Here is a 9,618-nt window from a genome sequence, read left to right on the forward strand (position 1 = left end):
GACGCCGGCGTCCGCGGCCGCGCGCATCACGACCTGCGTCCCGTCGATGTTGTTCCGGAGCACCGAGTCCCACGGCGCCGTCTTCCGGGGATCGCCGGCGAGGTGGATCACCGCCCCGACGCCGTCCACCGCCTCGCGGACGGAGCGCTCGTCGGTGATGTCGGCGACGTACAGGTCGGCGTCGCTGACGCCGGCGGGCACCTTGCTCTCGGGAGCGGCTCCCGGTCGAGGAGCCGCCACTCGTACGCGTCCCCGATACCGTGGAGGATGGCCTGACCCACCCGTCCGCCGGCGCCCGTCAGCAAGACCGGCTCGTCCATTCGGTCCTACATGGGCGCGAGACGGGCATATATGACACGGTTCAGCCGTAAGCGCCGATACGGGCAGTATACGCGCCTGAGTTGCTGAAATCCCGTCTTCGAGGTGCCTACAGCTTCTCCCGCGAGACGCTGACGCCGGTGGGCGTGACGACGATCTGGTCGTCGCCCTTCTGGACGATGTCGCCGTCGACCTCCTGGGCGACCTGCCGCAGCTCGTCGATGATGTGCTCGATCGTCCGGTCCGACGTGGAGTGGCGCGTGATGTCGGCGATGACGAAGTCGCCGTCGTAGACGGCGTCTTTGATCGGGATGACGTCGCTCTGATCGCCGATCTCCGCGATGTGTACCTGCATTCCAGTCTCTGCGTGCGCCTCGGCGAAGTCGTCGAGGTCGAGCTCGACGTAGTCGTCGACGGAGCGGTTCCCGCCCCCGCCGAGGATCTTGCTCATGATGCCCATACACACAACACGTCGAGGTCGAACATTAGTTCTTACGTCAGACAATCGGGTCGGACGCGACGCCAGGCGGCCGCGTGACGACAGGCGGCTGCACGAGGTCAGGCGGCCGCGCGACGTCAGGTACGGCGTCCGAGCGGCCGACCCCGATCACCGATCCAGCCGCTCTTGCCACTCCTGAACCCGCGAGAGCAGCTCGACCGGCGTAGTCTCGGCGACGTCGACCGAGCTCAGCTCCTCGATCACGGCCGCCGTCTCCGGGTCGACGCCGGCCGTCGCCGTGCCGCCGTCGGCCGACCCGTCAGCTGTGGACCCGTCGGCGGAGGATCGCCCCGTCGCGCCCGCACCCGCCGGCCGCGACCGCTCGTCGGCCGCCGCGAACGACCCCGACGAGAGGTCGAAGACGACCTGCTTCGTGTCGCCTCCCTCGCCGTCCGCGTTCCCGTCACGGCTCCCGTGGCCGGCGCTGTCCGCACCGTCCCGCGAGCCGCCTCTCGCCTCGATCGCCTTCTCCGCGCGGAGCCGGTCGAGCACCTCCGCGGCCCGGGAGACGACCGGGTCCGGGACGCCGGCGAGGTCGGCGACGTGGACCCCGTACGACCGGTTCGTCGGGCCGTCGCGGACGGTCCGGAGGAAGGTCACCTCGCCGTCGCGCTCGTCGACTGCGACGTGGACGTTCTCGACGCGCGGGAGGTGGTCCGCGAGCGTCGTCAGCTCGTGGTAGTGGGTGGCAAAGAGGGTGCGCGCGCGGACCTCGTTGTGGAGGTACTCCGTGGCCGCCCACGCGATGGAGATCCCGTCGTAGGTGGCGGTACCGCGGCCGACCTCGTCTAAGATCACCAACGAGTCCGCGGTCGCCGAGTGGAGGATGTTCGACAGCTCCTGCATCTCGACCATGAACGTCGACCGCCCCTGCGCCAGCTCGTCGAGCGCGCCCACGCGGGTGTAGATCCCGTCGACGAGCCCCACCTCGGCCGCCCGCGCGGGGACGAACGACCCGGCCTGCGCGAGCAGCTGGATCAGCGCCGCCTGCCGCATGTACGTCGACTTCCCGCTCATGTTCGGACCGGTGACGATGAGGAACCCCCGTTCGGCGTCGAGTTCGAGGTCGTTCGGCACGAAGTCCGTCGTCCGCTCGACCACGGGGTGTCGCCCGGCCTCGACGTCGAGCCGGCGCTCGTCGGTGAGCGTCGGCCGGGTCCAGTCGTTGCCGGCGGCGTGGGTCGCGAGGGAAGCGAGCGCGTCGATCTCCGCTATCGCCCGCCCGACGTCCTGGAGCAGCTCGGCGTCGGCGGCGACCCGCTCGCGCAGCGCCTCGAACAGCTCGTACTCCAGCTCGCCGCGGGCCTCCTCCAGGCGGAGCACCTCGCGTTCCCGCTCTTCGAGCTCGTCGGTGACGAACCGCTTTGAGTTCTTCAGCGTCTTGATCTCGCGGTAGCCCTCGGGGACCCGATCCGCCACCGACTTGCCCACCTGGATGTAGTAGCCGTCCGTCTTGTTGCGGTCGACGGTGACGTGGCTCAGCCCGTGCTCCCGCTTCTCGCGCTCCGCGAGCGTGTCGAGCCACTCGGTCACCGCCTCGTGGCGCTCGATCAGCTCGTCCAGCTCGTCGTCGTACCCCTTCCGGAGCAGCCCGCCCTGCGTCTTCGTCTGCGGCGGGTCCTCCGCGAGCGCGTCCGCGAGCTCCTCGCGGAGCGCGCTCGTCCGCTCGCGGTCGACGCCGTCGAGGACCGCGGCCACCGGCGAGTCGGCGAGAGTCGTCTCCGCGACCGCGTCGGCCAGCGCCGGCACCAGCGCGAGGGTGTCCCGCACCGAGAGGAGTTCTCGCGCGCCCGCGCTCCCGCTCGTCGTCCGGGCGGCGAGCCGTTCGAGGTCGGCGGCGTCTCCGAGCACCTCGCGAACGCGATCGCGCGCGAGCGCAGCCGACGCCAGCGCCTCGACCGCGTCGAGCCGCCGCTCCAGCGCGTCCCGGTCGCGCCGCGGCCGCGTGAGCCACTCGCGGAGGCGCCGGCCGCCCGCCGCGGTGACGGTGTGGTCGACCGTCTCGAAGAGGGTGCCGTCGGCGTCGCCGCGCATCGTCTCGGTGAGTTCGAGGTTGCGCTGGGTCGTGGCGTCGACGTCGACGTGGTCGCCGTCGCCGTAGGCGGTGAGTCGGGTGATGGACGCCAGCACGCCGGCGCCGGTCTCCTCGACGTACGCCAGGACCGCGCCCGCCGCGCGGATCGCCGGCTCGGAGTCGATCCCGACGCTGTCGGCCGCCTCGTCGCCGAACTGCTCGCTGACCGCGTGGCGGGCGCGGCCGGGCGCGAACGCCTCCGCGTCGAAGACGGAGACCGACCCGGAGAGGTCCTCGCGGACCGCGGCGAGCAGGTCGTCGTCGTTGCGGAGGCCGGGCCCGGGCAGCACCTCGGCCGGGTCGAACCGGTACAGCTCCGCGCGGAGGTCGCTCGCGTCGTCGAGTTCGGTCACGAGGAACCGACCGGTGGTGACGTCCGCGAGCGCGAGCCCGTAGGGGCCGTGGTCGCAGCCGCTGTCGGCGCGGCCGTCGTCGGTCCCGCGGCCGCCGCCGTCGCCCTCGCGCACGACCGCCGCGAGGTAGCGGGCGTCGTCGTCGCTCGTCTCCAGGAGGGTCCCGGGCGTGACGACCCGGGTGATCTCGCGGGCGTGGTCGCCGGCGTCGGTCTCGTACTGGTCGGCGACCGCGACCCGGTAGCCCCGCTCGACGAGCGCCTTCACGTACGGGGTCAGCTCCGAGAGCGGGACGCCCGCCATCGGGTACGACGAGCCGTGCGAGGACTTCTGTGACACCGTCAGGTCCAGTTCGTCCGCGACCAGTTCGGCGTCGTCGGCGAAGAACTCGTAGAAGTCGCCGCACTGCATCGCGAGGACGTCCGCGTCCGTCTCCGCCTTGAGATCGAGGAACTCCCCGACGATCCCCGTAGCCATATACCCTTACTCCCGCCGTGGGCGGGTAAAACCCTGCGGGTGCCGGTCGGCGGTCACGACGGGACGCGGTCCGGATCAGGGGCCCGTGCTCGCGTCGCCGGCCGGTGACACTCCTCGGTGGTGTTAACTGCCGGTTATCCGAATCCCGTCACATGGTCGCGCTCGACGCGTTCGCGTTCGTCTTCGTCGCCGGGGTGGTGACGGCGCTTGCGACCGGCGTCGGAGCCCTCCCGTTCTTCTTTTTCGAGTCGATCAGCGACCGCGGGAACGTGGCGCTGTGGGGGTTCGCCTCCGGGATCATGCTGTCGGCGTCGCTGTTCGGACTCGTCCAGGAGGGGCTCGCCGAGGGGACGCCCGTGGAGATCGGCGTCGGGATGCTCGCCGGGGTCGTCCTCGTCGTCCTGGCCCACGACGTGCTGCTGGACGCCGACATCGACCCGCGCGAGTACGCGGAAGCGGACTTCAAGAAGCTCGTGTTGATCCTCGGCGTGCTGACGGTCCACAGCTTCCCGGAGGGGGTCGCCGTCGGGGTCGCCTTCGCCGACCTCGGTCTCGAAGGCGGCACGGAGCTGTTCGGGTTCACTGTCCCGCTTTTGGCCGTGTTCATGACGGTCGCGATCTCGATCCACAACATTCCCGAGGGGACCGCCATCTCGATTCCCCTGCGTGCGATGGGCGTCTCGAAGTGGAAGATGGTCTGGTGGTCGGTGTTCTCCAGTCTGCCCCAGCCGGTCGGCGCCGTCATCGCGTTCGCGTTCGTCCGGTTCGCCCGGGAGTTCCTCCCGTACGGCTTCGGGTTCGCCGCCGGCGCGATGATCTACCTCGTGCTCACCGAGTTCGTGCCGGAGGCGCTCGACACCGGCGCCGACCTCCCGCGGGGCGGCAAGCCGACGCTCGCCGCCGGGCTCGCGCTCGGGACCGCGCTGATGGCCCCGCTCGCGTTCCTCTGACCCCCGGCACCGCTCGATCATCCCCTGCCGTCGAGGACCGTCGGGTTCACCGCTCCCGGGCCGTCGCCGACGTCGTATCCGCGGCGAACCGCCTCGCTCATCGCCGCGACCGCGTCGGCGACGGCCTCGCGGAGCGGCTCGCCCCGGGCCAGCCGGGCCGCGACCGCGCTCGACAGGACGCAGCCGGAGCCGTGCGTCGCGTCCGTGTCGACGCGGGGACTCTCGACGCGCTCGACGGTCGGGTCGGCCGGGGGGGCCGAGCACGAGCGTGTCGACGACCGTCGCCGCGTCCTCGTTCAGGTGGCCGCCCTTCACCAGCGCCGCCTCGGCGCCGGCGGCGACGAGGTCGCGCCCGGCGCGCTCGGCGTCCGCCGGCGTCTCGACCGGGTCGCCCGTCAGCACCGCTGCCTCGTCGGCGTTCGGCGTGACGAGCGTCGACGCCGCGACCAGGTCCGCGTAGGCGTCCTCGGCGGCGGGCGACAGCAGCCGGTCGCCGCTCGCCGCGACCATCACCGGGTCGACGACGACCGGCCGGTCCGCGTCGGCGACCGCCTCGGTCACCGTCTCGACGGTCTCGGCGGTGGCCAGCATCCCCGTCTTGACCGCCGCGACGTCGAAGTCCTCGACGACGGCGTCGTACTGGCTCGCGACGTGGTCGGCCGGGACCGGGTGGACGTCGCGGACGCCACGGGTGTTCTGTGCGGTCGTCGCCGTCACGACCGCGGTGCCGAAGACGCCGTGTGCGGTCATCGCCGCCAGGTCCGCCTGGATCCCCGCGCCGCCGCCGCTGTCGCTGCCGGCGACCGTCAGCGCGACCGGCGGCGACGCCGGGTCTCTCGCCGGTCCCATACACGAGTTGTACTATCCAGTTGTAATAAGACCTGGCGATCGCCGCCGCCGGATCGCCTTTGCGTCGCGGCGCCGAACGAGTAACCATGACCGATCCAGCCGCCGACAACGAGGCCAGCGACGACACCGACGCGACGAGCGACGAAACGGCCGACGGAGGCACTACCGGTTCGGGGATCGCCGCCCCCGCCGACGCGACCGAGTCGATCACCGTCTACTCCGATTACGTCTGCCCGTTCTGCTACCTCGGCCGGCAGTCGCTCGCGCGGTACCAGACGACCCGGGAGGAGCCGCTCGCGGTCGACTGGCACCCGTACGACCTCCGGGCCGGGAAGCGCGGCCCCGACGGCGAGATCGACCCCGACGCCGACGACGGGAAAGACGACGACTACTACGCGCAGGCCCGCGAGAACGTCCGCCGCCTGCGGGAGCGGTACGACGTCGAGATGGCCCAAGAGATCGCGACCGACGTCGACTCGCTGCCCGCGCAGGTCGTCTCGGTCCACGTGAGAGAGACCGCGCCCGAGGCGTGGCCGGCGTTCGACGAGGCGGTCTTCGAGGCGCTGTGGCGGGACGGCCGGGACATCGGCGACCGGGAGGTCCTCGCCGACCTCGCGGCCGACGTCGAGGGGATCGACGCCGGCGTCGTCGAGACGGCTCTCGGCGACACACGGCTCCGCGACCGCGTGACCGACCTGTTCGAGGCGGCCAGACGGCACGGAGTCACCGGCGTCCCGACCTTCGCGTTCGACGGCCACGCCGCCCGCGGCGCGGTCCCGCCCGAACAGCTCGAACGCCTCGTCGATGGGACCTGAACGCGTCGACCGGACCTGAACGCGTCGGTCGGATCGACGGTCCGTCGCCGCTCTCCCGCGGCAGCGTCACTCGATTGCGTCGTCACCGGCCGCTCCCGTGTCGGGTCGGTCGGCGTCGACGATCCGATACGCGAGGGCGACGCAGCCGAGCGCGAGGACGATCCCGCCGATCACGTCGATGAGCCAGTGGATCCCGAGGTACATCGTCGCGACCACGACCGACGCGGCGAGCCACACCGCGATCGGCGTCCACACCGGGTAGGTCCGCCGCGTCAGGACGGCGAAGGTCCCGACGGTCACCGAAAGCGACGTGTGCAGCGAGGGGAAGACGTTCGTCCGCTCGTTCACCTTGCTCGTCAGCGCCATGACGTCGGGGTTGTGGGTGAAAAGCAGCGAGGTTCCGACGTCCAGGTTCCGCGGCCCGTGTGCGAACACGACCGTGTAGAGCACGAGCCCGATCGCGTAGTTGAGCGCGTACGCGACGAGCAGCCGCCGCAGCGTCGACGTCTCCGGGAGCGCGAGGTACGCGACGAACGGGAACGTGAGCAGGAACACGTACCCGTACACGTACACCCACGAGAAGTACACCGTCAGCGCCGGCGAGGCGAACGACGCCTGCAGCCATCCGACGAAGTTCCCCTCCAGCGCCCAGATGAGCCCGGTCAGTCGGAGACCGAACAGCTCCGAGACCGTCTGGAGCGCCCCGCGGCCGACGGCGCTCGCCACGAGCACCGCAGCGAGCACGACCAGTTCCCGCCGGGCGTTCCACAGTCGAGGACGGAGCTCCCCGGCGATGTCGTACAGCCGGCCGGGGCCGACGATCGCGACCGACGCGACGAGCAACATCAACCCGACCGATCCGAGGATCGAGAGGACGACCGACACCAACGGACTCATGGATCCTCGGCGAGCAGCCGTCCCTCCTCGTCGAAGCGGTACCCCGCGTCGCGGAGCGCGGTCTGCGCCGCGTCGGCGTCGAACGAGCCGTCTTCGCCGATGAACGGGTGAACCGGGTCCTCGTCGCCGCGCCACTCCAGGTCCGGCGGCACCCACTCCGGCGAGGCGGCGAGCGGCGACGTGGCGGGGGTGGCGTACCCGTCGAACGCCTCCTCGGCGAGGAGCGCCTTGTCGAGCAGCGACGCGAGGACTCCGCGGAACCGCGGGTTCGACAGCGGCGCCCGCCGCGTGTTGTACCCGACGTGGGAGAAGCTGGCAGATCGCCCGCTCACGAGCCGGGCGTCGGGGCTCCGTCCGATCCGCGGGACGGCGTCCGGACCGAGGTTCGACACCGTCGCGTCGGCGAGCCCGTCGGCGATGGCCTGGACCGCGGAGACGTCGGAGGGCGCCACCCGCACGACGAGCCGGTCGAACGCCGGCTTGCCGTGGTACCGCTTGGGGATGCCGTCGAGGAGATCGTCGACCAGGTCGTCCGTCGACCCGCTCTGTGCGTCCGGCGCCGTCGACCCGTCGTCGGTTTCCCCCACGTCGATCGCCCCGCGAACGAGGAAGTGGTCCGGGTTCCGTTCGAAGACGACCGACTCCTCCGCGGTCGCCTCGACGAACCGGAGCGGACCGGAGCCGACCGGGTCGCGGTTGTTCGTCACCACCGCCTCCGTGGTCTCCGTGTCGAGTTCCATCCCGGCGATCGTGGCGACGTCGGTGCGCTCCCGCCAGATCGCCTCGGGCAGGATCGGCACCCGGAGCGCGCGTTCGCCCACCGCGCGGTTGGCGTCGCCGACCGCGAGCCGGACGGTCGCGTCGTCGACGACCGACGTCCCCTCGACCACGGTGCTCCGCCCCCGGAACGTCGGTGACGGGACCGCCGTCTCGGTCTCGCCGAGCGACGTATCCCGGAGGAACTCGTAGGTGAACGCGACGTCGGCCGCGGTTACCGGCTCGCCGTCGTGCCACGTCGCGTCGCGGAGCTCGACCTCGATCGTCTCGTCGTCGACCCACACCCAGTCCGCGGCGAGCCACGGGATCGTGGTCTCGCCGTCGGCGACGGCGAGCTTGTCGTACAGCATGGAGGAGAACGTCCCGTGGCGCCGGTATTCGACCGCGATGGGGTTCCAGTTCTCCGTGATTCGTCCGTCCGTCGTCACGAGCGTGAGCGTATCGCCGTCGTCCGTGTCGCCGTCGTCCGTGCCGTCGGGGAGGTCGATATCGACGCCCGTCGCGCTCTCGTCTGTCGTTTCGTTGCGCCTCAGGTCCTCGCCGAGGGCGTCGTCGTCGGAGTCCGTCGCGTTGTCACCGCCGGTGTCGCTCTCGGGAGACTCGTCGGGGGCGACCGCGCTGAGTCCGAGCAGCCCGCCGAGCGAGAGCGGGTACCGGGACGACCACCCCTCGAATCGGTCGTCACGCACGGCCGTGACCGCGTCCGGGAAGGCGACGACGCTGAACGGCTGCAGGTCACACAGCCGTCGCTGGAGGTCGGCGACGACCTCCTCGCGTCCGTCTGTGGCCTCGCGCTGTCGCGTGAGGAGTTCGTCGACGTCGAGGTCGGTGAACCCGAACGGGTTCTGCCAGCCCGCCTCGGCGACGAACCGCGAGTGGGTGAGCGCGTACAGCGCGTCGGGGTCGAACGGTTTCGTCTCGCCGAACTGACCGACGTACACGTCGAAGTCGTGGTTGACGAACACCTTCCGCTGGAGGGCGGTCAACTCCAGCGTGTTGATGCGGGCGTCGACGCCCACGGCACCGAGGTGTTCGGCGAGGTGCCTCGCGATCCGAATGCCGTTCGGGTCGGCGTCCGCCGGGATGGCGTTGATCTCCAGGGTGAGCTGTGAGGGACGGTCGCGTCCCACGATGTTGCGGGCTCGACCGAGACAGCCGGCGCTCGCGGCCGCCAAACCGACCGCCGCGAGCGTCTCTCGCCGACTGACGTGTCGAGTCATCCGTTCAGATGGGTTTTGTCCCCGGCATATATTTCTTCTGTGGTACGGCCGTCCCGTCGCCGAATCACGCCGAACGACGGCGGCCGAGGACCGATCGAGAACGATGCCGACACCGACGCCGAGAACGGGAACGGCGGGGCGTCAGATCACGTCTGCGAGCGGAAGCGCCAGCCCGACCAGCCAGGCGGCGAGACCGGCCGCGAGCGCGGGTCGGTCCGCCGCCGCGCGTCCCGTCGCGACCACCCCCAGGGCCGACAGCAGCGCGACCCGGTGGACGAGGAGGTCCGGCGGCACCGCGACCCCGAGCGCGGCGAAGTCGGCGACGAACCCGGCGCCGAGACCGGTCCCGACGGCCAGCGCGGCCGCGGTGGGGTCGCACTCGCGCGCCC

At 71.5% G+C, this 9,618-nt stretch carries 6 protein-coding genes and 3 pseudogenes; 2 read left to right on the top strand and 7 right to left on the bottom strand.

The features are described 5' to 3' along the window. The 3 genes and pseudogenes from GJ633_RS10670 to mutS form a co-directional block, all read right to left on the bottom strand. Window positions 1-320 (bottom strand): annotated as a pseudogene (locus tag GJ633_RS10670) (NAD-dependent epimerase/dehydratase family protein); the annotation flags it as partial. 107 nt (window positions 321-427) lie between these two features. Next, a complete protein-coding gene (gene sepF / locus GJ633_RS10675; protein ID WP_156588817.1) occupies window positions 428-778 on the bottom strand; it encodes a cell division protein SepF in 351 nt (116 codons plus the stop codon). Window positions 779-925: 147 nt separating this feature from the next. Beyond that, window positions 926-3,721 (bottom strand): DNA mismatch repair protein MutS, encoded by a 2,796-nt coding sequence (gene mutS, locus GJ633_RS10680; RefSeq protein ID WP_156588818.1) that lies wholly within the window; start codon window positions 3,719-3,721, stop codon window positions 926-928. A gap of 152 nt (window positions 3,722-3,873) precedes the next feature. Here mutS and GJ633_RS10685 point away from each other — a divergent pair, with 152 nt between their 5' ends. Further along, window positions 3,874-4,671 (top strand): ZIP family metal transporter, encoded by a 798-nt coding sequence (locus GJ633_RS10685; protein WP_156588819.1) that lies wholly within the window; start codon window positions 3,874-3,876, stop codon window positions 4,669-4,671. A gap of 17 nt (window positions 4,672-4,688) precedes the next feature. On the opposite strand, the pseudogene thiD reads toward GJ633_RS10685, so the two are convergent. Further along, window positions 4,689-5,520, bottom strand: a pseudogene (gene thiD, locus GJ633_RS10690) (bifunctional hydroxymethylpyrimidine kinase/phosphomethylpyrimidine kinase). 86 nt (window positions 5,521-5,606) lie between these two features. Between thiD and GJ633_RS10695 the strand changes: the two are divergent. Beyond that, on the top strand, window positions 5,607-6,335 hold the full coding sequence (locus GJ633_RS10695; RefSeq protein WP_156588820.1) for a DsbA family protein: 729 nt from the start codon (window positions 5,607-5,609) through the stop codon (window positions 6,333-6,335). Window positions 6,336-6,401: 66 nt separating this feature from the next. Here the strand turns inward: GJ633_RS10695 and GJ633_RS10700 are convergent, their stop codons facing one another. The 3 genes and pseudogenes from GJ633_RS10700 to GJ633_RS10710 form a co-directional block, all read right to left on the bottom strand. After that, window positions 6,402-7,232 (bottom strand): phosphatase PAP2 family protein, encoded by an 831-nt coding sequence (locus tag GJ633_RS10700; protein ID WP_156588821.1) that lies wholly within the window; start codon window positions 7,230-7,232, stop codon window positions 6,402-6,404. Further along, on the bottom strand, window positions 7,229-9,229 hold the full coding sequence (locus GJ633_RS10705; protein WP_156588822.1) for an ABC transporter substrate-binding protein: 2,001 nt from the start codon (window positions 9,227-9,229) through the stop codon (window positions 7,229-7,231). The genes GJ633_RS10700 and GJ633_RS10705 overlap by 4 nt, the downstream gene beginning before the upstream one ends. Before the next feature lie 141 nt (window positions 9,230-9,370). Beyond that, window positions 9,371-9,618: pseudogene (locus GJ633_RS10710) on the bottom strand (hypothetical protein); the annotation flags it as partial.

It is taken from the genome of Halorubrum sp. CBA1125 (assembly GCF_009742825.1).
Taxonomy (GTDB): Archaea; Halobacteriota; Halobacteria; order Halobacteriales; family Haloferacaceae; genus Halorubrum.